We start from the raw sequence: 24,254 nt of genomic DNA, 5'->3' as shown, positions 1-24,254 counted from the left end.
TGAATTCAGGCCGGATTGCGTTTTACTTCGTTTCTTCACAGTCCAGAACAGTATTCACAATCATTTGATATCCGGTACAGCGACACAGATTCCCGGCCAAGCCACGGCGAATTTCCGTAATGGTTAACGGTTTCTCTCGAGGTTTTGCCAGCATTGCCGTAGTGGCCATAATCAGCCCCGGCGTACAAAAACCACACTGTACAGCGCCAGATTTCGTATAAGCCTGTTGTACATGAGAAAGTTTGCCGCCTTTCGCTTCGCCTTCCAGCGTGCGGATCTGTTTTCCTTCAGCCCATGCGGCCAGGTATAAGCAGCTGTCTATCGCGGTTCCGTCAACCAGCACCGTACAGGCACCGCATTCACCAACGCAGCATCCTTGTTTGACACTAAGCAGCCCTTGTTCGCGGAGCAGTTCCGAAAGCGGCATACCTGGCGCGGTGTGAAGCTGAAAAGGCATATCGTTAATGATGCATTCAATAGTAATACTTTCGCTGTGATTCATTGCAATTTTCCCCCCGCCGCAGCGACGGCTTCGCTGATCACTTTTTTGGTCATCGTCTGAATGAGATGCAGACGGAACTCTTTACTTGCTCGCCATGAAGAACGCGGTGCGACATCCTGTAGGACAGATTCGCAGATGGCCTCCAGTGTTTGCTGGTTTAATGGCGCATTTTGTGCAGCCTGTTCGGCATGTTGGCAGCGAATCGGCGTTGGTGCGGCAACACCAAATGCCAGACGCAACTCGCTGAAGTAGCCGTTGTTCAATCGACAGTGAGCGGCACACCCGATTGTTGAAATATCCATCGCATCGCGCATGGCATATTTATAATGTGCGCTACCTGCGTGTTCTTTTGGCTGCGGAGGAAAATGAAACGCGACCAGAATTTCATCATGCTCAAGGGAAACCTTGCCTGGTCCGGTATGAAAACCATTAATCGAGACGAAACGAACCCCACGCGGTGAATGGATTTCCAGCTTCGCGTCATAAATCAGTGTTGGTGTTGCTGAATCTGCGCTGGTGGCGCCGTTGCAAATATTTCCGCCGTAGGTCGCGACGTTACGGATTTGCGGGCCGGCAATAGACGAAGCCGCAGCGCATAATGCCGGGAGATGATGTTGCGTTAACTGATTTTCTATTAACTGAGTAAAGGTCGTCGCAGAGCCGATGCGTAGTGCACCATCTTCCGCCAGCGTAATACCCCGAAGCTCCGCCAGATTGTGGATATCAACAATATGGCGATAGCGATCATTGTGGTGGTGGAGTTGAATCAGTACGTCAGTGCCACCGGCGAGCAGTTTGGCCTGCGGATTTTGAGCCAGCAGGTTGGTTGCATCGGCAACGGTCGTTGCGCGATGGTAAGAAGCAAAATCAAACATGATGTTATCCTCAAATCAATCCTGCCAGATGGAACTCTTCATATAACCGTTTTGGTGTCAGCGGCAGCGTATTGATTGCGACACCGGTAGCCATCTTCACCGCATTACGAATTGCAGCGGCAACAGGAATAATTGGCGGCTCACCCAGTGACTTATGTCCGTATGCAGATTGTGGTTCATTAATTTCGACAAACGCACTTTCCAGTTGTGGCAGATCCGGCATGGTCGGCATTTTGTAATCCAGTAAATTTGGATTACGCACCACGCCACTTTTCGCATCGATGATCATCTCTTCAAAAAGCGCCCAGCCGATGCCCATCCCCATCCCGCCGTGTACCTGACCTTCAGCCAGCAGCGGATTAAGAATATGGCCCGAATCATGAACGTTGAGGATGCGGTTGATGGTGACCTTACACAGCGCGATATCGACTGTCAGATCAACAAAGGTACAGCCAAACGCAGGTGGGTTCGTGGTGGTTTTGATCGAGCTTTCGGCAGAAAGTTGCCCGCCACGTTCAGGATGATAAAACGCATCCATTGCCAGGTCTTTTAACGACAGTAACGCCTCTTCCGGTCTTTCAACCAGTACGATATGGCCTTTTATCAGGGTTAGATTCATCGCCGACAGATGCAGCATTACTGCGGCGTGAGCGATGATTTTCTCTTTTAATAACAGTGCCGCACTGCGCAGCGCAGGTGCGGCTACATAGCTCTGACGTGAGGCAAATGCGCCTGGATCGAATGGCGTAATATCGGTATCTTGCGTCGAAATTACGCGTACATCACTGACCGGAACGCCCACGGTTTCAGCTACCATTTGCGAGAACACCGTGTCGGCACCCTGACCGATTTCCGTCGCGCCGCTCTGCACGTTGATGGTTCCATCCTGATTCATCAACAGGCGCGCGCCAGCGATTTCTACACCGACAGGCCAGGTGTTAGAGGTGTAGCTAAAACAGGCGACGCCAATGCCGCGGCGCAGATTGCCCTGCGGGTTCTGGCACTCTGCACGGCGTTTTTCCCATTCAAAGATTTCCCGTCCTTTTTCCAGGCACTCTGGCAATCCGGCACTGTAGATGCGTTTGCCTGTGAGTGGATTTGTATCGCCTTCGCGGGCGGCATTGCGTAAACGAATTTCAACCGGGTCAATGCCCAGCGCTTCAGCAGCGTCATCCAGCATAGATTCAACAGCAAAAACCACCTGCGGTGCGCCATAGCCACGCATCGCACCCGCTGAGGGTAGATTGGTATAGCAAGTCTTTGAGCTATAAGAATAGGCACAGCGCGGGTAGAGATAAGCAACTTTATTGCCGCCTGCAGAAGCGATGGAATGACCGTGTGAAGCGTAAGCGCCGGTGTTAGACAGAACATCCAGGCTATAGCCTTTTAGCGTACCATCGCGGTTGACGCCCATTTGTCCGTCAATGGTAAAAGCGTGGCGAGTGCGGGTCGCCAGAAAACATTCTTCGCGGCTTAGGGAAACTTTAACCGGAATGCCGCCGAGTTTACTGGTCAGAAATGCCGCCATCGGTTCTTCCAGTACATCTTGTTTATTACCAAAACCACCGCCGACAAAGGGCTTGATAACCCGCACGCACGACCAGGGAATATCCAGCGCCTGACCGACAACGCGGCGGACAATGTGCGGGATTTGGGTGCTGGAAACGATGGTAATTCGTGAATCGTCTTCCATCCACGCCAATGAGGTCACACTTTCCATATGACAATGTTGAATGACCGGCGTCTGATAATGCCCCTGCACCTGGTAATCGGCAGCGTCGATTGCTTGCTGGACATTACCTGTCGACATTGTGCTTTGTTTCAGTAAATTGCCACCGCTATGGATTGGCGCTGCGTCTTCTGCCAGTGCCGCTTCTGGCGTGGTAATGACGGGTAATTCCTGCCATTCGATGTGAACAAGTTGCGCTGCTTTTTCCGCTGTGAGTTCATCACGGGCCACGACAATAGCAACCGCATCGCCATGATGGCGGACGTGGCGTGTTAACAGGGCGCGATCGGCGGTATCGCGTTTATTCTCATCCAGAGTCCAGGCATGGCCCGCCGTGGCAAAGGAAATATCAGGAACATCTTCCCAGGTAAATACGGCCAGTACGCCTGGTAAACTTCTGGCTTGTTCATCGTTAATGCTCACCGCATAACCATGTGCAATTGGGCTACGTACATATTTCGCGTAACACATGCCCGCCATAACATAATCGTCAGTATATCGTGCCCGCCCGGTGACCTTCGCAATGGCATCGACGCGCATGCATGATTCACCTGTAGCGGTTGCTTCCCGCGCTTCCATAGAAATCCCCTTGATTTGAACATTTGGTTCTTATGGCAATGATTAAGTCTTTGCAGGCAAGAATTACGCCAGAAACGACTATAAACACGAGGGGAGAGGGGAAGTGTGATGTCGTTAAAAAAACGCTACGGATGATGCATTTTTATCAGCAAAGAAAGTGAGTGCAGTTTATCAATATGAGCGTGATAAAAATCATTGTGATAAATGAGTATTAGAGGTCAATCAGGATGGTTCCGATGTTTGCCAACGGTGCTAATTGATTCTTTAACAGTTATTGATTCGTACATGCCTGTTCCCACGCAATGGATTGGGGATCTGACGGGGGGCTGCTATGATATAGCGTCTTGTTTTTTAGCGAGGAAAGATTTTGAGCGCAGGACGCCTGAATAAAAAAACTCTGGGTATCGTGATGCTGTTATCGGTAGGGCTGCTTCTGGCTGGCTGCTCGGGTAGCAAATCATCAGATACAGGAACGTATTCCGGCTCCGTTTACACCGTGAAACGGGGGGATACGCTTTATCGTATTTCACGCACCACGGGAACCAGCGTAAAAGAGCTAGCCCGACTCAACGACATCTCCCCCCCCTATACCATAGAAATCGGCCAAAAGCTGAAACTGGGTGGGGCGAAAAAAAGTAGTAACGGCACGCGCAAATCCACCGGCAAATCGACGACAAAAACAGCGTCAGTGACACCGTCTTCGGCCGTTTCGAAATCTTCATGGCCGCCGGTTGGGCAACGTTGCTGGTTATGGCCAACGAGCGGAAAGGTTATTATGCCTTACTCAATGGCAGATGGCGGCAATAAAGGGATTGATATTGCGGCGGCACGCGGGACGCCAATATACGCTGCAGGTGCCGGGAAAGTGGTATATGTGGGTAATCAGCTGCGTGGTTACGGTAATCTTATAATGATTAAACACAGTGAAGATTACATTACTGCTTATGCCCATAACGACACGATGCTGGTGAACAATGGGCAAAGTGTTAAAGCCGGGCAAAAGATAGCGACTATGGGAAGTACTGATGCGGAATCCGTGCGGCTACATTTCCAGATTCGCTACCGTGCTACGGCAATAGATCCTTTGCGCTACTTGCCGCCTCAGGGTAGCAAGCCAAAGTGCTGATGGCGAATTAATCAGCAGTCAGTAGCAAGGCACTTGCTTAGGAGAGCGTAAGGTTTATAATGCCTTACGCATCTCGAAGCGGGCGTAGTTCAATGGTAGAACGAGAGCTTCCCAAGCTCTATACGAGGGTTCGATTCCCTTCGCCCGCTCCAGTTTCTTACTTTTTCTCTTTCTCAGTTTTTTCCGTAGTCATCGAATTCTTCCGTTATTGTTGATACGTTCACGTCAGATGTAGATAAATCCAATATCCCCTATAAAAATAGAGTGTATAGCTCAAAATATAGAGCGCTATTCTGCTTATGATATTTATTACAGATCAAGCGACCTCATATTGAGCATTAAAATCAGTAATGCTGTTAACTTTTGTCAATTGCTTCAATTTTTGAATGTTATTGATAATAACTAAATGATATTCTTTCTCTGTTCCGTGATAAGAGAACGCTTTTCTTTCATTGTGTGTTGTAGAAACATATACATCAATGCATTTTTTTATTATAGCGGCTTTATGTCTTTTGGGTTCAAGTAGCAGTGACTGGTCTATACAAGCGATAGCATCTTCAATTCTTTCGTTATATATATTTACCAGTGTCTTATAGTAATACAAGGAGGCTACATCTAATACTTGTGTTTGTGCATGGTCAAAAAAAATGCGTGATGCAGTCGTTTGTCCGGAAAGACCGGTTATCAGTCCCATAATTCCTAAAATATTCCCATCGAAAATATTTTTATCAGATACCTTATCTATAAAGGCCAATGCTTTTTGAGTTGCATGTTTAAGTTCGTATAGACCATGAAGTGCCATAGACATATGACACTCAGCCAACAGGCAGTAGCATTCATTGGTTATTGACTGAGCATTAGTTTTATTTTTAACACTTTCAAATATAGTTATTGCATTGGCAATGCTTTCAGGCGTGAATTCATTCAGTTCATTTTTCCCGGCAGACATTTCGGCTGATAAAATATTTTCATCAGAAGGTACGTGTCGGGACATAAAACCTGGTTCTACTTTAGTTTTCTTCATTGCCAGATATAAGTTACTAATTATAAAGTGTGAGATTTTTTGTATGTCATCTGCCTCAAGATGTGTGCTGGCAATAAGATAAAAACTTTTTGCATCGATTACTTCAATATATAAACTATTTGAAGCATCATATTTGCTGATTCTTCCTGTGACAAAATAATCGGGTTTGAACCTGGCCAGGAAGGCTGTCTGAGATTTATTATCTATGCAATACTGGGTTGCAGCCATTGGATATATATATAGATCATCGGTTTTTTTATTTGAGATTAGTTGTACAAGTTCCTGATTAAGTGCTAATGGATCCTGACTGCTGTGAGATATTGTAAATGGAAATAAAGCAATAGTGCTGCCTGGAACATTATCTTGATTTTCTTTTATCTTGAATACTTGCCCACTGAATCGATAACCTTTTCTATATATGGTTTCAATGCAACGGTTGTAGCCAATTCTTTCAAAAATACATCTTAATGAATAGATGCATCGTGTAAGGGATTCGTCACTTACAATTACATTTTTCCATACAGATTCGATGATCGCATCTTTGGATACAACATTTCCCGCCGATTCAAGCAATACAAATAATACACCGAGTTCTTTCGGCGGGATGTAAAATTCCTCATTCCCTTTTGTAAGAATGCCATCTTCTGTAAGTATGATTCCATCAGGGAAATGATATGAGAACTTATTTTCTAAATCCATTAGCTCACCTCTATTAAGTTTGTGGTTTTTGGCATCCTGCATGAGTAACAGATATAACTGATATTCATATATTTCATTTAATATTTCTTTTTACTAAATTCATCATGATTGTTTAAGTTAATTTATATTAGCTTGATGTGATTGTAATCTGAAATATTCTTAATTAATGATTTGTTAATCATGTAAGTATATAACTAATTGAAAAACATTGATAAAGTTATGATTATCACATTTCTTAATTTAATGTGATTGTTCATTTAAGATAAAATGATAGGCTGTGAGGAATAGTTATGCGTCGACTTACAATCTGGTGTGAAAGAATTATTGAAAGAGTAATTTTATGTATTAGCAACTATTATGTTTATGTGCTCTATTAAATATCTCTGTGCGAACCAGCGTTTATTTTTACACCATTATTGTCATAGTGGAGTGCGGAAGGGTTTTTTAATGACGGATGTAATTTGAATGGGGGAGGGGATTACCGCATAAACTGTCAGGGATGAAGATGGATATAAGAATATATAAAGATTATATTCCAATGCCTGAAATGTTACATTTGTTGTTTGAACTTTCAATTACAGATGCAGCATCAAGTTGTTTTGTTACCTTGCGCAATACATAATTGCTCTATTGCCAATGCTTAAAAGAAAATCATGATTGTTCTGTTTTTGAACATTATAGCTTATCATTTTTCCCGGAAATATATAAAAATCAGGCAGGAGTTGTGCAAGATTATCGTCTGAAATTTGATCGATAATATCAAATTTATTTATTTTGGTAGAGGTAAGATGCAAAGTGTCATAATTTTCGATCCACGTATATTCAATATCTCGGCGAAATGATTTATAAGTGTTCGTGTTTTGTTTCCAGGTACCGCTAAGTGCAACAGTTCCTGTCTTTTTATTTTTATTATACATAAAGTCAATAGTGAGATTAGCCCTCCCTTGGTCATTAAATATAATCCAATTGGCCGTGCATTTCTCATTGTATACTATTTGTTCTTTGGAATAATGATAGGCAATAAAAAAAATGAAGCCACTGAGAAAGCATAAAATAATAAACAGCGTTTTTTTATAACGAATCATGGTTAACTCCGCGATACGATAGAGTTAAACAGTCTGCAACTGTGTTATTACTATGGTTCTTTTTGCATGCCATAACAATCAATCCGGGAGATGACTTATCGAGAGGGAAATATAGCCAGGGGTATTTTTTACAATCAATTCCAGATCCTAATATACGGTTCTTATATTTATCGAGATCTTTCAACCCATCAATGCTATCTTCTGTAACATTGAAATTACAACCATTTATTTGTGCAACAGTTTTGTAATCTTTAAAGAATGATTTGGGTTGACTATTGTGCCAGAGAAAAAATGCGGTAAGCAAACCTACGGCAAATGCACTTAGCATGGGTAAATAATTTTTAGATAGCCTGACTATATTTCTGAGATAATTATCTGGATGAGCACTTGTCTCTTTAAACTCATCTTTAACGTTCAAGCATTGGGGAGATATGGTCTTTTGTGCATCTGCAGAAGGGATTACTACATGGTTTTCTATGTTTATATCATTACTGAGCTTAAAACCTTTTCTCGGCACGGTTGCAATAAGCGAATGGTTGGTTTCACCAACCGTGCGAAACCCGCGTCTGATAATCGATATATTTTGATATAACGTGTTGACCGGTACTCGCATGCCTTCTTCTTCCCAGACTCTGGAGAAAAAATCCTGTTGTGCAACCACATCAGGAAAGGCTTCAAGTAGCAGAGATAAGCACCTGCTTGCTGGCGTTGTCAGAACGGCGTTAAGCTCGGCGTCATGTACCGAAATTAATTTTCTGTGCTCTGGCCAGAACTCAATATTATCGTTAATAATCCAGTACATACGTCAATGAAACATAAAATTAAGTAAATTGAAATTATATAGTTTGATAAGTATATTAGTATTCATGGAATAAATATATATTAATTTTATATTTATCATGCAAACTATAATTATAGCATATCAATGCAACTTAAAATTCCATGTGAATTAACAAATTTAACACTCTTAACCGTTGTCTTTATGCCTTCTTCTCGCAATATCTTTTCATTTTTGCGGTAGCGCGTAAGGTGACATAATTAAATAAGCGCTCAAATAAACTGAATTAAAAGCTCATGTGATAAAATACGGGCATCTTTATAAGTGCCCGTATATACAATGCTTATTATTATCGACAGTTACGTTTCAGTGCTGAACGGAGTGTGAACGGATAAATAATTCGTTTATTTTACCACCCATCCTTTTTTCAATTCTTTGCTTGTAGGCGTAGATGCTACGGATATCCATATCAAGAACCTCTGCAATCTGATATGGATTATAACCAGAAACCATATGTCCCATAATGGTGAATTCCATTTGAGTTAACGTATTGCCTCTGGTAAATGACAAATAACGACCAATGAATAGTTGCCTGATCTTTTCGTTAGCAATATCCAGGCCATCATCATTATATATAATGGCTGATATCGCGGAGTTGTGTTTCCTCCAGTAATTAGCAAGAGATTGCATATTTCGATCGCTTACTAACACTATTCCCATCTCAGTACTCGTAAGATAGTCGATCCAGTCACTCTCTAAAAAAAGGCGTAAAAAGCTTACTGAAAAATCTACAAAAATATATCCGCTTAATCGAGCGTTGTGGTTTTTACTTAATATACCTTCAACCACGCCACGATTAAAATACGAACTCTCTTCGGGCCACATACAAAAACATGCATTTGCACAATACTGCAAACGTGGTGACTTTTCTGGCATTATTTGGCAATGCATTGAGCAACTATTGCATGTAAGACTTTTATAGCGACTACAAAGCCTCATGTTAATAACCTCCCTATTCATAGATAATTGCATAATTTCATTGGTTATTGATGATGTCAATACACTCTGATTTAGTAAGCTTTTTATGAAAAATTGTGTTTAATCCGTATTTGTCATTATTCTTAATGGTATATTTAAGCGTGCATCATTAAGCTTTAAATGTGATTGGATTTCACTCAGTTAATCATATTGGCCTTATTGCAAATCAGACAAGTGCCTAATGTATTAAGAATATCTATACTGCAAATTGTTTTCGAATGACCAGAAGATATCTTGTAAATCTAAGTGATGCATCTTAAATAGTCTTAATTAAGATGTTCAGATTTTTATTTAGGATAACAGTTTGATAATGCTCGTTTAAGTTATGGAGCGTTTGGGGAGTGTGAACAAAGCAAGATGTGCATTGTAAGAATTGGAATGGTTCAAAATAGTGGTTATTTTGAACCATTCACATCAGTGATTAGCTAAAGAACATTACCGATACGCACAGGATACCGACGATCAACGTAATTAGATTTCCGATGGAACGCCAGGGCTTAAGTGCCGGGATGAGATATGTTGACAGCGTTGGCATGATAAAAAGAATCATGGCAATAAGTGGACCACTGATCGCATAAATCATCGAAATTGCATTAGGGTTGATGCAGCAAACGATGAAAGTAATCAGTGATACTAACATAATTGACAGCGCACGGTTAAATGCACGGCTTTTTTTAACCCCTGCCTGCTGTAGCGTTGTTTTGACTAATTCCGTTGCACCTTCAATAACACCAAAGTAGGTACCTAAAAATGATTTAGACATTGCTACAACCGCGACAATTATTCCCGAAATCGACAACCATGTAGGGGCATTTGGCAGCATAGAAAGTGCCGATAAAATGGTAACACCCTCTTCTTTAGCTGTTTCAATATAAGATGGTGGTATTGATAACAGGCAGCTAAAGACGAAGAAAAGCACGCTCACACAAATGATGAGATAAGCGATTTTCATAATTTTTTTGCATTTATCCATAGCGTGTTCGCCATATTTTTCACGTCTATCAATAGCAAACGTAGAAATAATGGGCGTATGGCTAAAGGCGAAAACCATCACGGGAATCGATATCCATATCTGGTGAAGGGTATTCTGATTGAACTCTACTTGGGTAGTTAATAGAGCTGGTTGCCAGCTACCGACGAGGTAGAAAGAAAGAAATAAGAAATAGGCAATTAGTGGAAACACCAAAAATCCCATTACCCGAATTGTGGCATGGCGCCCCATCAGAAAAATGAGATTCAGAATTAACACAACACCCAGACTCACCAGCATACGAATGCGCAGGTCGATGACCATATGCTTTGCCAGCTGTTCTGTCAGCGAATTGGTGATCGCCACTGCATATATCAACACGACGACAAAAAAAGCAATGAAGTAAAGAGTGGTAATCAGATTGCCGATCTTCTTGCCATAGTAATGAGTTACTGCGCCAGTAATCCCTTCGCCTGCGGATGTTTTTGAAGAAAGGATGAACTGGCACAGGGCCTTATGTGGCCAATATGTTAAAGGCCATGCGACCAGTGCTGTAATAAACAGGACTACCGCTCCCGCTGAACCTAGCTGAATAGGGAGAAAGAGCGTGCCTGCGCCAACGGCTGTGCCGTACAGTGCGAAGCTCCAGAGAGTTTCTTCTTTTGACCAAATTTTAGACATTATTTGAACGTATCATCTACAAATTAAGAAAAATGGAGGGCAATTTACCATAAACCAGGTCAAATATGGGAGATTAACGCTATATCACCTCATGGATTCATAGGTTAGTAGATGCAAACCTTGCGTGCCAGTTGGGTATCCATCCCTCATTCCGGTGAATTTCCTTTGTGATAAAAATCACTATTCTTAAACATTTAAAATAATTTTTATTAACAATCATTTACTATTGCGCTGTTAATCTGTGCGAGGTTGTGATGAAAGACGTTGTGATTGTCGGTGCGTTACGAACACCTATCGGCTGCTTTCGTGGGGCGTTGGCTGGCCATTCTGCCGTAGAACTTGGTAGCCTGGTCGTGAAAGCGTTATTAGAACGCACTGGCGTTGCTGCACATGCGGTGGATGAAGTGATTCTGGGGCAGGTTCTGACCGCAGGGGCTGGGCAGAATCCAGCACGGCAATCGGCCATTAAAGGTGGTCTACCCAACAGTGTTTCGGCAATTACGATTAATGATGTTTGTGGTTCCGGGTTAAAAGCACTGCATCTTGCCACACAAGCGATCCAGTGTGGCGAGGCTGATATTGTCATCGCCGGTGGTCAGGAAAACATGAGTCGCGCACCACATGTCCTGACTGATAGCCGCACCGGAGCACAGCTTGGCGATAGCCAACTGGTTGATAGTCTGGTGCATGATGGCTTATGGGACGCGTTCAATGATTACCATATTGGTGTCACTGCCGAAAATCTGGCGCGTGAATATGGTATCAGCCGTCAATTACAAGATGCCTATGCACTTAGTTCACAACAAAAAGCGCGGGCGGCCATTGACGCTGGACGATTCAACGATGAGATTGTCCCGGTGAGAACGCAAAACAATGGGCAGCTGCTGATTGTTGATACCGATGAACAGCCGCGTACGGATGCCAGTGCAGAAGGGCTGGCTAGCTTAAACCCATCATTTGATAGCCACGGTTCTGTTACTGCGGGTAATGCTTCATCTATTAATGATGGTGCTGCTGCAGTAATGATGATGAGCGAAGCCAAAGCGCGAGCATTGAATTTACCCGTGCTGGCACGTATTCGCGCCTTTGCCAGTGTTGGTGTCGATCCTGCGCTGATGGGGATTGCTCCGGTATATGCGACTCGCCGTTGCCTTGAGCGTGTGGGCTGGCAGCTTTCTGATGTCGATCTTATTGAGGCTAATGAAGCGTTTGCCGCGCAGGCGCTTTCTGTTGGCAAAATGCTCGAATGGGATGAACGTAGGGTCAATGTTAACGGTGGCGCAATTGCGTTGGGTCACCCGATTGGCGCATCCGGTTGCCGTATTCTGGTTTCTTTGGTCCATGAAATGGTAAAACGCAACGCGCGTAAAGGGCTGGCTACACTTTGTATTGGCGGTGGTCAGGGCGTGGCGCTAACTATTGAACGTGACGACCCGATCTAAATTCCTTTCTATTCGTTAAACATCTGCCGCCATCAAGCCATTTCATGATGATGGTTGGCACGTCTGCGCGCATACCCCATAGACGCTGAGTTTTTCCTTCACCTGACTTATTCGTGATCGACGCGACACTTTTCTCAATCCCTTATCTAAAAATGAAACAATGTTTTATTTTTGATTGAAAAGCGCACTGTGCAGGCATATCATCCTTTAAAGAATAAAACGAAACGATGTTTCACAATCGTTGTAATTTTACAGTTCAATGATTATCGGAGGTTGATGTGGACGTAAGACAGAGCATCCACAGTGCGCATGCAAAAACGCTGGATACACAGGGGCTGCGCAATGAATTTTTGGTTGAAAAGGTATTCGTCGCGGATGAGTACACGATGGTTTACAGCCACATTGACCGCATTATTGTTGGCGGCATTATGCCGGTAGCAAAAACGGTTTCTGTTGGCGGGGAAGTTGGAAAACAACTGGGCGTGAGCTACTTCCTGGAGCGTCGCGAGCTGGGCGTTATTAATATTGGCGGCGCTGGTACGATTACCGTCGATGGTCAATGCTACGAAATCGGTCACCGCGACGCTCTCTATGTTGGCAAAGGTGCAAAAGAAGTGGTCTTTGCCAGTATTGATAGTGCCACTCCGGCGAAGTTTTATTACAACTGCGCACCTGCTCATACGACGTATCCCACTAAAAAAGTGACCCCGGCTGAAGTCGCTCCGGTTACGCTGGGCGATAACATCACCAGTAATCGTCGCACAATTAATAAATATTTTGTGCCAGATGTGCTGGAAACCTGCCAGTTGAGCATGGGGCTAACGGAGCTGGCTCCGGGAAACCTGTGGAATACCATGCCATGCCACACCCACGAGCGTCGGATGGAAGTTTACTTCTATTTCAACATGGATGATGACGCCTGCGTTTTCCACATGATGGGGCAACCGCAAGAAACGCGTCATATTGTGATGCATAACGAGCAGGCAGTCATTTCCCCGAGTTGGTCTATCCACTCCGGCGTAGGGACCAAAGCTTATACCTTTATCTGGGGCATGGTCGGTGAAAACCAGGTCTTCGATGATATGGACCATGTTGCCGTTAAAGACCTGCGCTAGTTGCGGGCAAAATGAATAAGGTATTGTTATGATTTTAAAAGAATTTTCTCTTGATGGTAAAGTCGCGGTAGTCACTGGTTGTGACACTGGACTGGGGCAGGGGATGGCGCTGGGACTGGCGCAAGCGGGCTGTGATATCGTCGGCATTAATATCGTTGAACCGACAGAAACCATCGAACAGGTCACGGCGCTGGGGCGTCGCTTTTTAAGCCTGAACGCCGATCTACGTCAGATTGATGGCATTCCTGCACTGCTGGATCGTGCAGTAGCAGAGTTCGGCCATATTGATATCCTGGTCAATAACGCCGGATTGATTCGCCGTGAAGATGCACTCGATTTCAGTGAAAAAGACTGGGACGATGTGATGAACCTGAACATCAAAAGTGTATTCTTCATGTCTCAGGCGGCGGCGAAACACTTCATCGCACAGGGCAACGGTGGCAAGATTATCAATATCGCGTCCATGCTCTCATTCCAGGGCGGGATCCGCGTACCTTCGTATACCGCATCAAAAAGCGGCGTGATGGGCGTGACCCGTCTGATGGCGAACGAATGGGCAAAACATAACATCAACGTTAATGCGATTGCTCCGGGCTATATGGCGACCAACAATACCCAACAACTGCGGGCTGATGAACAGCGTAGTGCGGAAATTCTTGACCGCATCCCGGCAGGGCGTTGGGGATTGCCGAGCGATCTAATGGGGCCGGTGGTATTCCTTGCCTCGAGTGCTTCAGACTATGTGAATGGTTATACCATCGCCGTAGATGGCGGCTGGCTGGCGCGTTAAGTTATTCAATTTACTTTTATGGCCCTGCCGTATGGCAGGGTTTTTTATACCTGCAGATCATCATAATCCATATCTCGGTTATGAAATAATCCATATCAATTATCAATTAATAAATTTTATGAGTTTTATCTGCTTTAAAATTATGTAGTTAATAATAACGTCAATAATTTTACTTAATTTGAAAATTGGAATGTCCATCACATAACCGCATGTCGTAGCAATTTAATCCATATTTATGCTAATTCCGACCTGACACCTGTATGAGTTGTTCACGTATTTTTTCACTATGTCTTATTCTCTGCTGGCAGGAAAAAATGGTGACTATCAATACGGAATCTGCTTTAACGCCGCGTCCTCTGCGAGATACGCGTCGTATGAATATGTTTGTTTCGGTAGCTGCTGCGGTCGCAGGATTGTTATTTGGTCTTGATATCGGGGTTATCGCCGGAGCGTTGCCGTTCATTACCGATCACTTTGTGCTAACCAGTCGATTACAGGAATGGGTGGTCAGTAGCATGATGCTCGGCGCGGCAATTGGTGCACTGTTCAATGGTTGGCTGTCGTTCCGCCTGGGGCGTAAATACAGTCTGATGGCAGGGGCTATCCTGTTTGTGCTCGGTTCGATAGGGTCGGCTTTTGCGACCAGCGTAGAAATGTTAATCGCCGCTCGTGTGGTGCTTGGTATTGCCGTGGGGATTGCTTCTTATACAGCTCCACTGTACCTCTCTGAAATGGCGAGTGAAAACGTACGTGGCAAGATGATCAGTATGTACCAGTTGATGGTAACGCTGGGCATCGTGCTGGCGTTTTTATCCGACACGGCATTCAGCTATAGCGGTAACTGGCGTGCAATGTTAGGTGTTCTTGCCTTACCGGCAGTCCTGCTGATTATTCTGGTTGTTTTCCTGCCAAATAGCCCGCGCTGGCTGGCGGAGAAAGGGCGTCATATCGAGGCGGAAGAAGTGCTGCGTATGCTGCGCGATACATCAGAAAAAGCGCGAGAAGAACTTAACGAAATTCGTGAAAGCCTGAAATTAAAACAGGGCGGTTGGGCGCTGTTTAAAATCAACCGTAACGTCCGTCGCGCGGTATTCCTCGGTATGTTGTTGCAGGCGATGCAACAATTTACCGGTATGAACATCATCATGTACTACGCGCCGCGCATCTTCAAAATGGCGGGCTTTACGACGACCGAACAGCAGATGATTGCGACTCTGGTCGTGGGGCTAACCTTTATGTTTGCTACTTTTATTGCGGTGTTTACGGTAGATAAAGCCGGGCGTAAGCCGGCACTGAAAATTGGTTTCAGCGTGATGGCGTTAGGCACTCTGGTGCTGGGCTATTGCCTGATGCAGTTTGATAACGGTACGGCTTCCAGTGGTTTGTCCTGGCTCTCTGTTGGCATGACGATGATGTGTATTGCCGGTTATGCGATGAGCGCCGCGCCAGTGGTGTGGATCCTGTGCTCTGAAATTCAGCCGCTGAAATGCCGCGATTTTGGTATTACCTGTTCGACCACCACGAACTGGGTGTCGAACATGATTATCGGCGCGACTTTCCTGACGCTGCTCGACAGCATTGGTGCTGCCGGTACGTTCTGGCTCTACACCGCGCTGAACATTGCGTTTGTGGGTATTACCTTCTGGCTCATTCCGGAAACCAAAAATGTCACGCTGGAGCATATCGAACGCAAACTGATGGCAGGCGAGAAATTGAGAAATATCGGCATCTGATGTCTCTGGCCGGATGTGCTGTACATCCGGTCTTTTTTTCGCTAATAGAGATCGGGGGCCAGGCCGTTGAGTTCCTTATTCAGCCTTGCTGCATTAACTTACAAGTCAGGAGAAAGGAATGAAAACAATTGGTCTGCTAGGGGGGATGAGCTGGGAATCCACTATTCCTTACTATCGTCTGATAAATGAAGGCATTAAACAGCGACTTGGTGGGCTTCACTCTGCGCAAGTGCTGCTACATAGCGTTGATTTTCATGAAATAGAAGAGTGTCAACGTTGCGGGGAGTGGGATAAAGCAGGAGAAATTCTGGCTGAAGCGGCACTTGGCTTACAGCGGGCGGGGGCTGAAGGCATTGTGTTATGTACCAATACGATGCACAAAGTAGCGGATGCTATCGAATCCCGTTGTTCACTGCCTTTCTTACATATTGCGGATGCCACTGGACGTGCAATTACCCGTGCCGGAATAACTCGTGTGGCGCTGCTGGGGACACGCTACACCATGGAACAGGATTTTTATCGTGGGCGACTGGCGGCGCAATTTTCCATCGACTGTCTGATCCCTGAAGCGGATGAACGGGCGAAAATTAACCAGATTATTTTTGAAGAACTGTGTCTGGGGCATTTTAGCGAAACATCACGCACTTATTATGTGCAAGTGATTGCTCGCCTCGCAGAACAGGGCGCGCAGGGTGTCATTTTTGGCTGTACGGAAATTGGTTTGCTGGTGCCAGAAGAGCGCAGTGTTCTGCCTGTGTTTGATACTGCGGCTATTCATGCCGAGGATGCAGTAGCCTTTATGCTGTCGTAATTCACTACAAAATAGCCTCAAGAGCGGCAACCAGTTTTGGTAAACCGGTTTGTAAATGCTTGCTGAATGCCTGCACCAGTGCTGATGACGGACGATGTAGAGGGCGAATCAGGCTGACGGTGAAGGGAACCGCAATACTGAACCGCCGCACCACTAACCCACTTGCCGCATAATCCAGAGCGGTGAGTGGGTTAACTACCGAAACTCCCGCTCCCGCCCGTACCATCGCGCAAACTGACGCGGCGCTATGGGTTTCTACTATCATGCGTCGTTTAACCTGATTCTCACTAAACAACTGATCCAACAGCTGGCGATAGCTGTCAGTGCGGGAAAGGCTGATGTAGTTCTCACCGTGAAAATCTTCCGGTGTTAATACCTTTTTTGCCGCCAGCGGATGGCCCGGCGGTAAAACACACACTTCATCTAAAGACAGTAATTCGGTACGTTCCGTACCCGCAGGCGTATGCAGCGTTTCAGTGAGTCCTAGATCATGACGCTGTGCCGAAAGCCACTCTTCAAGTAGCGGTGATTCCTGCGGGACAATGTTTAAGCTGACTTCAGGATAACGGGCCAGAAACGGTTGTAGCAGCGGCGGCAAAAAAGACTGCGAAAAGACCGGCAGGCAGGCAATAGACAGTTCTCCCTGGCGAAACTCGCGCAGACTTTCGGCGGCGCTGACGATGCGATCCAGCCCGTACCAGGAGCGCTGCACCTCTTCAAACAGACGCAGCCCTTGAATGGTAGGGTGTAATCGACCGCGTACGCGTTCAAACAGTTTCAACCCGATCACCTTTTCAAAGCGCGCCAGTTCGCGGCTGACGGTTGGCTGTGAAGTATGCAGCAGTTGTGCCGCCTCAGTCAGGCTGCCGGCGGTCATAACCGCATGAAAAATTTCAATATGACGTAAGTTAACGGCGGCCATTAGCATTCTCTCGCAATCCGGTAATCCATATCATTTTTGCATAGACTCGACATAAATCGATATTTTTTATTCTTTTTATGATGTGGCGTAATCATAAAAAAGCACTTATCTGGAGTTTGTTATGCCACATTCATTGTTCAGCACCGATACCGATCTCACCGCCGAAAATCTACTACGTTTGCCCTCAGAATTTGGCTGCCCGGTGTGGGTTTACGATGCGCAAATTATTCGTCGGCAGATTGCAGCGCTGAAACAGTTTGATGTGGTGCGATTCGCGCAGAAAGCCTGTTCCAATATTCATATTTTGCGCTTAATGCGTGAGCAGGGTGTGAAAGTGGATTCTGTCTCATTGGGGGAAATCGAGCGTGCGCTGGCGGCGGGATATAATCCGCAAACGCATCCCGATGACATCGTCTTTACCGCGGATGTTATCGATCAGGCAACGCTTGAGCGCGTCAGTGAATTGCAAATTCCGGTGAATGCGGGGTCTGTTGATATGCTCGATCAACTGGGTCAGGTTTCGCCAGGACATCGGGTATGGCTGCGCGTTAACCCGGGGTTTGGTCACGGACACAGCCAAAAAACCAATACCGGTGGCGAAAACAGCAAGCACGGCATCTGGTATACCGATCTTCCGGCCGCGCTGGAAGTCATACAACGTCATCATATGCAATTGGTTGGCATTCACATGCACATCGGTTCTGGTGTTGATTATGCGCATCTGGAGCAGGTGTGTGGCGCGATGGTGCATCAGGTCATCGAATTCGGTCAGGATTTACAGGCTATTTCTGCGGGGGGCGGGCTTTCTGTTCCGTATCAGCAGGGAGAAGAGGCGGTTGATACTGAACATTATTATGGTCTGTGGCATGCCGCGCGTGAGCAAATCGCCCGCCATCTCGGTCACCCTGTGAAACTGGAAATCGAACCGGGTCGCTTCCTGGTAGCGCAGTCTGGTGTGTTAATTACCCAGGTGCGGAGCGTCAAACAAATGGGGAGCCGCCACTTTGTGCTGGTTGACGCTGGATTTAACGATCTGATGCGCCCGGCAATGTATGGCAGTTATCACCATATTAGCGCGTTGGCGGCTGATGGTCGCTCTCTTGAACATGCGCCAACGGTGGAAACCGTTGTCGCAGGGCCATTATGTGAATCGGGCGATGTCTTTACCCAGCAGGAAGGGGGGAATGTTGAAACCCGTGCCTTACCGGAAGTGAAGGCTGGCGATTATCTGGTGCTGCATGATACCGGTGCATATGGTGCGTCAATGTCATCTAACTACAATAGTCGCCCACTGTTGCCAGAAGTTCTGTTTGATAATGGTCAGGCGCGGTTGATTCGCCGCCGCCAGACCATTGAGGAATTACTGGCGCTCGAGTTGCTTTAATCGCGGCTAGTCGCTGGCTGCGTTATGACTTGCATCCAGCGACGGTGTTGAAACTGAATGGCGACGTACCAGCGTAGGACTAAAAACGTTGGTGATTTCTGGCAGTGGGCGATTATCCGCCAGCGCCAATGCCAGTTCTGCAGCCTGGGTCGCCATTGTCACTATTGGGTAACGGACCGTGGTCAGCCGTGGGCGTACATAACGTGACACCAGCACATCATCAAAACCAATCAGCGAAATTTCACCTGGTACATCAATCCCATTGTCATTGAGCACGCCCATCGCGCCTGCCGCCATTGAGTCGTTATAACAAGCCACGGCGGTGAAATTTCTGCCTCTTCCCAACAGTTCTGTCATCGCCTGCTCGCCACCGCTTTCGTCCGGTTCGCCGAAAGTCACCAGCCGATCATTAGCCGGAATACCGCTTTCGGCAAGGGCATCGTAATACCCTCGCAGACGATCTTCGGCATCAGAAATAGAGTGGTTAGAGCAGAGATAACCAATGCGTGTATGACCCTGCTGAATTAAATGGCGTGTCGCCAGCCAGGCACCGTAGCGATCGTCCAGAGCGATACAACGACTCTCAAAACCCGGAAGGATCCGGTTGATTAACACCATGCCGGGTATTTGCTTCATCAATGAGGACAAATCGGCATCCGGGATCATTTTGGCATGGACGACCAGCGCGGCGCAGCGATGGCGAATCAACTGCTCAATGGCCTGGCGCTCTTTTTGTTCGTTGTGGTAACCGTTGCCAATTAATAAGAAATTACCGGTATGGTAAGCCACCTGTTCGACCGCTTTCACCATTGCACCGAAAAACGGATCGGAAACATCACCAACGACCAGGCCAACCGTTTCAGTGGTCTGTTGCGCCAACGCGCGGGCGTTAGCGTTCGGGTGATAACTCAGAGATTCCATTGCGCTATGCACAGCCAGACGAGAAGCTTCGCTGGCTTTTGGAGAGTTATTAATGACGCGGGAAACGGTGGCGACTGAAACGCCTGCCAGTCGGGCTACATCCTTAATGGTCGCCATGAAAATACCTTTGTGGGTAAACGCTTACATTCTGCCAGTGTTACGGAAAACGCCCGTTGGTTCAAGGGGCGTTGTGATTTCAGCGTGGGAAGTGTGCGCGAAACGAGAATAAGTAAGGAAAAAAAGAGATTGCAAACCTTTGGTTACACTTTGCGAAACGCTGTTGCGATTGACTGCTGGTGGCATTTGTCTACAGGTTGATAAAGTGGTGATCCCAGAGGTATTGATAGGTGAAGTCAACTTCGGGTTGAGCACATGAATTACACCAGCCTGCGCAGATGCGCAGGTTTTTTTTGCCTGTCGCAAATCTGTAACAGTAACCGACAATTTACACACCTCGTTGCATTTCCCTTCATTCCTTTGCTTTTTCTCGCTGGCGAAGCGTCGTCGTGCGGACCACAATCAAGATCCCAGAGGTATTGATTGGTGAGATTATTCGGTACGCTCTTCGTACCCTGTCTCTTGCACCAACCTGCGCGGATGCGCAGGTTTTTTTTCGCACCGACTTTACTGTCGCTCGAGCTCTTCATCTCGTGTAATCTCACCGCATTCGCATTTAATGAATAATGAGCAAAGGGAGTTGAAATGCTTTTTAGCTTTTTTCGAAATTTGTGCCTTGCTCTGTACCGCGTTCGCGTGACAGGTGACACCCAGACGCTGAAGGGCGAGCGCGTTCTTATCACGCCCAATCACGTCTCTTTTATTGATGGCATTCTGTTGGCGCTATTTTTACCCGTTCGCCCAGTGTTTGCTGTTTACACCTCCATCAGCCAGCAGTGGTATATGCGTTGGTTGAAATCATTTATCGACTTCGTTCCTCTCGATCCGACACAGCCGATGGCAATCAAACATCTGGTTCGTTTGGTGGAACAAGGCCGTCCGGTCGTGATTTTCCCGGAGGGGCGCATCACGACCACCGGTTCGCTGATGAAAATTTACGATGGCGCCGGTTTTGTGGCGGCGAAGTCAGGCGCGACGGTTATTCCGGTGCGAATTGAAGGGGCGGAGCTTACGCATTTCAGTCGCCTGAAAGGTCTGGTTAAACGGCGCTTGTTCCCGCAAATTCATCTGCATATTTTGCCTCCCACGCAGGTGCCGATGCCAGATGCGCCGCGCGCCCGTGACCGCCGTAAAATCGCGGGGGAAATGCTGCACCAAATTATGATGGAAGCGCGTATGGCGGTACGCCCACGTGAAACGCTGTACGAATCACTACTGAGCGCAATGTACCGTTTTGGGGCCAGGAAAAAGTGTGTCGAAGACGTCAACTTTACCCCAGATACCTATCGCAAGTTGCTCACTAAAACACTGTTTGTTGGTCGCATCCTCGAAAAATATAGCGTTGAAGGGGAAAGAATCGGCTTAATGCTGCCCAATGCAGGCATCAGTGCGGCAGTGATTTTTGGGGCCATCGCCCGTCGCCGTATTCCGGCAATGATGAACTACACCGCCGGGGTAAAAGGGCTGACCAGCGCCATTACGGCGGCTGAAATCAAAACTATCTTCACTTCTCGCCAGTTCCTCGACAAAGGCAAACTCTGGCATCTGCCGGAGCAGCTGACTCAGGTACGCTGGGTGTATCTGGAAGATTTAAAAGCGGATGTCACCACTGCCGACAAAGTGTGGATCTTCGCCCATCTGTTGATGCCGCGTCTGGCACAGGTAAAACAGCAACCAGAAGAAGAGGCGCTGATCCTCTTTACCTCCGGTTCTGAAGGCCATCCGAAAGGCGTCGTCCATAGCCATAAAAGCATTCTGGCGAACGTCGAGCAGATTAAAACGATTGCCGATTTCACCACCAACGATCGCTTTATGTCGGCGTTACCGTTGTTTCACTCCTTTGGTTTAACTGTTGGCTTGTTTACGCCCCTGCTGACGGGCGCTGAAGTCTTCCTTTACCCCAGTCCATTGCATTACCGCATTGTGCCTGAACTGGTGTACGACCGCAGTTGTACGGTGCTTTTCGGTACTTCGACCTTCCTTGGTCATTACGCGCGCTTCGCCAACCCGTATGACTTCTATCGTCTACGCTATGTGGTGGCTGGCGCGGAGAAACTACAAGAAAGCACCAAACGACTTTGGCAGGATAAATTTGGCCTGCGTATTCTTGAAGGCTACGGCGTGACTGAATGCGCGCCAGTGGTGTCCATCAACGTACCGATGGCAGCGAAACCCGGCACCGTCGGGCGTATTTTGCCGGGGATGGATGCACGTCTGCTGGCGGTTCCGGGTATTGAAGAAGGTGGTCGCCTGCAACTAAAAGGGCCGAACATAATGAACGGCTACCTGCGGGTGGAGAAACCAGGCGTGCTGGAAGTGCCAACGGCTGAGAACATACTCGGTGAGATGGAGCGCGGCTGGTATGACACTGGCGATATCGTGCGTTTTGATGAACAGGGATTTGTGCAGATTCAGGGGCGGGCAAAACGCTTCGCCAAAATTGCCGGAGAGATGGTTTCACTGGAAATGGTGGAACAACTGGCACTTGGTGTTTCGCCAGATAAAGTCCATGCCACCGCGATTAAGAGCGACGCCAGTAAAGGCGAGGCGCTGGTATTGTTCACTACAGACAGCGAACTGACGCGCGATAAACTACAGCAATACGCCCGCGAGCACGGCGTACCGGAACTTGCCGTACCGCGTGATATTCGCTATCTGAAGCAGATGCCATTACTGGGCAGCGGCAAGCCTGACTTTGTCACGTTGAAAAGTTGGGTAGACGAAGCGGAAAAACACGATGAGTGAGTCAGTGCACACTAACACTTCGCTATGGTCGAAGGGAATGAAAGCAGTTATTGCCGCGCAGTTTCTCTCTGCGTTTGGCGATAACGCGCTGCTGTTTGCCACTCTGGCGCTACTGAAAGCTCAGTTCTACCCGGACTGGAGTCAGCCAATCCTGCAAATGGTGTTTGTGGGCGCTTACATTCTTTTTGCGCCATTTGTCGGTCAAGTGGCGGATAGCTTTGCGAAAGGCCGGGTAATGATGTTTGCCAACGGCCTTAAGTTGCTGGGGGCTGCCAGTATCTGTTTTGGCATTAATCCGTTTCTTGGTTATACGCTGGTGGGCGTCGGTGCAGCGGCTTATTCTCCGGCGAAATACGGTATTCTTGGCGAGTTAACAACCGGTAATCAGTTAGTGAAGGCTAACGGCTTGATGGAAGCCTCCACTATTGCGGCGATTTTGCTCGGCTCCGTAGCCGGTGGCGTGCTGGCGGACTGGCATGTTCTTGCCGCGCTGGCGGCCTGTGCGCTGGCTTATGCTGGCGCGGTAGCGGCAAATCTCTACATTCCAAAACTGGCGGCGGCGCGTCCGGGACAGTCGTGGAATCTTATCAACATGGCCCGCAGCTTTATCTCTGCTTGCGCCGTATTATGGCACAACGGTGAAACACGATTTTCGCTGGTGGGAACCAGTTTATTCTGGGGCGCGGGTGTCACGTTGCGTTTTCTGTTGGTGCTGTGGGTGCCGGTGGCGCTGGGCATTACCGATAACGCGACCCCGACCTACCTCAACGCGATGGTAGCGATTGGCATCGTGGTTGGTGCGGGGGCGGCAGCAAAACTGGTCACCCTGGAAACCGTATCACGCTGCATGCCAGCCGGCATTTTGATTGGCGTGGTGGTGCTGATTTTCTCCCTGCAACACGAACTTCTGCCAGCCTATGCCTTGTTGATGTTGATTGGCGTACTTGGAGGCTTTTTTGTGGTACCGCTCAATGCATTATTACAGGAGCGAGGCAAAAAAAGCGTCGGGGCGGGGAATGCGATTGCAGTACAGAATCTCGGCGAAAACAGCGCCATGCTGCTGATGTTGGGAATTTACTCGCTGGCAGTAATGGTAGGCATCCCAGTCGTGCCCATAGGCATTGGCTTTGGTGCGCTGTTTGCGCTGGCAATAACGGCGCTGTGGATCTGGCAACGCCGTCATTAATC

The 24,254-nt window shown here is 47.0% G+C and carries 19 protein-coding genes and 1 tRNA gene; 10 read left to right on the top strand and 10 right to left on the bottom strand.

The genetic code is table 11. The annotated features are described in order from the left end of the window. Window positions 1-22 precede the first annotated feature (22 nt). From xdhC to xdhA, 3 genes are read right to left on the bottom strand one after another with little or no spacing between them, the layout of a single operon-like run. Window positions 23-502, bottom strand: coding sequence for a xanthine dehydrogenase iron sulfur-binding subunit XdhC (gene xdhC, locus FEK42_RS12490; RefSeq protein WP_135492956.1), 480 nt, complete (start codon window positions 500-502; stop codon window positions 23-25). Continuing rightward, on the bottom strand, window positions 499-1,377 hold the full coding sequence (xdhB, locus tag FEK42_RS12485; RefSeq protein ID WP_130207782.1) for a xanthine dehydrogenase FAD-binding subunit XdhB: 879 nt from the start codon (window positions 1,375-1,377) through the stop codon (window positions 499-501). The genes xdhC and xdhB overlap by 4 nt, the downstream gene beginning before the upstream one ends. 10 nt (window positions 1,378-1,387) lie before the next feature. Next, window positions 1,388-3,685, bottom strand: a complete 2,298-nt coding sequence (xdhA, locus tag FEK42_RS12480; RefSeq protein ID WP_131161996.1) for a xanthine dehydrogenase molybdenum-binding subunit XdhA — start codon at window positions 3,683-3,685, stop codon at window positions 1,388-1,390. 367 nt (window positions 3,686-4,052) lie between these two features. Here xdhA and actS point away from each other — a divergent pair, with 367 nt between their 5' ends. Together actS and FEK42_RS12470 are read left to right on the top strand one after the other, a co-directional pair. Next, entirely contained in the window at window positions 4,053-4,811 is a 759-nt protein-coding gene (gene actS, locus FEK42_RS12475; protein ID WP_130217906.1) for an amidase activator ActS, read from the top strand. Between the two features lie 78 nt (window positions 4,812-4,889). After that, window positions 4,890-4,963, top strand: a tRNA-Gly gene (locus FEK42_RS12470). Between the two features lie 164 nt (window positions 4,964-5,127). Here FEK42_RS12470 and FEK42_RS12465 read toward each other — a convergent pair. The 5 genes from FEK42_RS12465 to FEK42_RS12445 form a co-directional block, all read right to left on the bottom strand. Further along, window positions 5,128-6,534 carry a winged helix-turn-helix domain-containing protein gene (locus FEK42_RS12465; RefSeq protein ID WP_138211841.1) on the bottom strand — a complete coding sequence of 469 codons (1,407 nt, stop codon included), beginning with the start codon at window positions 6,532-6,534 and terminating at the stop codon, window positions 5,128-5,130. Between the two features lie 602 nt (window positions 6,535-7,136). Further along, window positions 7,137-7,619 carry a hypothetical protein gene (locus FEK42_RS12460; protein WP_130217902.1) on the bottom strand — a complete coding sequence of 161 codons (483 nt, stop codon included), beginning with the start codon at window positions 7,617-7,619 and terminating at the stop codon, window positions 7,137-7,139. After that, on the bottom strand, window positions 7,606-8,421 hold the full coding sequence (locus tag FEK42_RS12455) for a transcriptional regulator (protein ID WP_135492955.1): 816 nt from the start codon (window positions 8,419-8,421) through the stop codon (window positions 7,606-7,608). The genes FEK42_RS12460 and FEK42_RS12455 overlap by 14 nt, the downstream gene beginning before the upstream one ends. A 342-nt stretch (window positions 8,422-8,763) precedes the next feature. Beyond that, the gene (locus FEK42_RS12450; protein WP_130207770.1) at window positions 8,764-9,396 is read right to left on the bottom strand and encodes a helix-turn-helix transcriptional regulator; all 633 of its coding nucleotides are present in this window, start codon (window positions 9,394-9,396) and stop codon (window positions 8,764-8,766) included. Between the two features lie 460 nt (window positions 9,397-9,856). Beyond that, entirely contained in the window at window positions 9,857-11,086 is a 1,230-nt protein-coding gene (locus FEK42_RS12445) for an amino acid permease (protein ID WP_135490292.1), read from the bottom strand. A gap of 254 nt (window positions 11,087-11,340) precedes the next feature. Between FEK42_RS12445 and FEK42_RS12440 the strand changes: the two genes are divergently transcribed. The 5 genes from FEK42_RS12440 (at window position 11,341) to FEK42_RS12420 (ending at window position 16,977) form a co-directional block, all read left to right on the top strand. Further along, window positions 11,341-12,528: an acetyl-CoA C-acetyltransferase gene (locus FEK42_RS12440; RefSeq protein WP_130207766.1), complete on the top strand. Its 1,188-nt coding sequence runs from the start codon at window positions 11,341-11,343 to the stop codon at window positions 12,526-12,528. 278 nt (window positions 12,529-12,806) lie between these two features. Further along, window positions 12,807-13,643, top strand: a complete 837-nt coding sequence (gene kduI, locus FEK42_RS12435; RefSeq protein ID WP_130207764.1) for a 5-dehydro-4-deoxy-D-glucuronate isomerase — start codon at window positions 12,807-12,809, stop codon at window positions 13,641-13,643. Between the two features lie 28 nt (window positions 13,644-13,671). Next, a complete protein-coding gene (gene kduD, locus FEK42_RS12430) occupies window positions 13,672-14,433 on the top strand; it encodes a 2-dehydro-3-deoxy-D-gluconate 5-dehydrogenase KduD (protein ID WP_130207762.1) in 762 nt (253 codons plus the stop codon). Between the two features lie 314 nt (window positions 14,434-14,747). Then, window positions 14,748-16,166, top strand: coding sequence for an arabinose-proton symporter AraE (gene araE / locus FEK42_RS12425; RefSeq protein WP_130207760.1), 1,419 nt, complete (start codon window positions 14,748-14,750; stop codon window positions 16,164-16,166). A 118-nt stretch (window positions 16,167-16,284) separates the two neighbouring features. Continuing rightward, window positions 16,285-16,977 carry an aspartate/glutamate racemase gene (locus FEK42_RS12420; RefSeq protein WP_135492954.1) on the top strand — a complete coding sequence of 231 codons (693 nt, stop codon included), beginning with the start codon at window positions 16,285-16,287 and terminating at the stop codon, window positions 16,975-16,977. Window positions 16,978-16,981: 4 nt separating this feature from the next. Here FEK42_RS12420 and lysR read toward each other — a convergent pair whose 3' ends face one another. Continuing rightward, the gene (lysR, locus tag FEK42_RS12415; RefSeq protein ID WP_135492953.1) at window positions 16,982-17,899 is read right to left on the bottom strand and encodes a DNA-binding transcriptional regulator LysR; all 918 of its coding nucleotides are present in this window, start codon (window positions 17,897-17,899) and stop codon (window positions 16,982-16,984) included. A 121-nt stretch (window positions 17,900-18,020) separates the two neighbouring features. Here lysR and lysA point away from each other — a divergent pair, with 121 nt between their 5' ends. Further along, window positions 18,021-19,283, top strand: a complete 1,263-nt coding sequence (lysA, locus tag FEK42_RS12410) for a diaminopimelate decarboxylase (protein ID WP_130221485.1) — start codon at window positions 18,021-18,023, stop codon at window positions 19,281-19,283. A 6-nt stretch (window positions 19,284-19,289) separates the two neighbouring features. On the opposite strand, the gene galR is transcribed toward lysA, so the two are convergent. Then, window positions 19,290-20,321, bottom strand: coding sequence for an HTH-type transcriptional regulator GalR (gene galR, locus FEK42_RS12405; protein ID WP_130207752.1), 1,032 nt, complete (start codon window positions 20,319-20,321; stop codon window positions 19,290-19,292). A gap of 585 nt (window positions 20,322-20,906) precedes the next feature. Here galR and aas point away from each other — a divergent pair. Together aas and lplT are read left to right on the top strand one after the other, a co-directional pair. Then, window positions 20,907-23,066 (top strand): bifunctional acyl-ACP--phospholipid O-acyltransferase/long-chain-fatty-acid--ACP ligase, encoded by a 2,160-nt coding sequence (aas, locus tag FEK42_RS12400; protein ID WP_135492952.1) that lies wholly within the window; start codon window positions 20,907-20,909, stop codon window positions 23,064-23,066. Next, the gene (gene lplT, locus FEK42_RS12395; RefSeq protein ID WP_130221486.1) at window positions 23,059-24,252 is read left to right on the top strand and encodes a lysophospholipid transporter LplT; all 1,194 of its coding nucleotides are present in this window, start codon (window positions 23,059-23,061) and stop codon (window positions 24,250-24,252) included. The genes aas and lplT overlap by 8 nt, the downstream gene beginning before the upstream one ends. Window positions 24,253-24,254 lie beyond the last annotated feature (2 nt).

Source organism: Escherichia sp. E2748 (assembly GCF_005781125.1).
GTDB lineage: Bacteria > Pseudomonadota > Gammaproteobacteria > Enterobacterales > Enterobacteriaceae > Escherichia.
The sequence above is the reverse complement of the archived record's forward strand: the minus strand, read 5'-3'. Positions and strand labels throughout refer to the sequence as shown.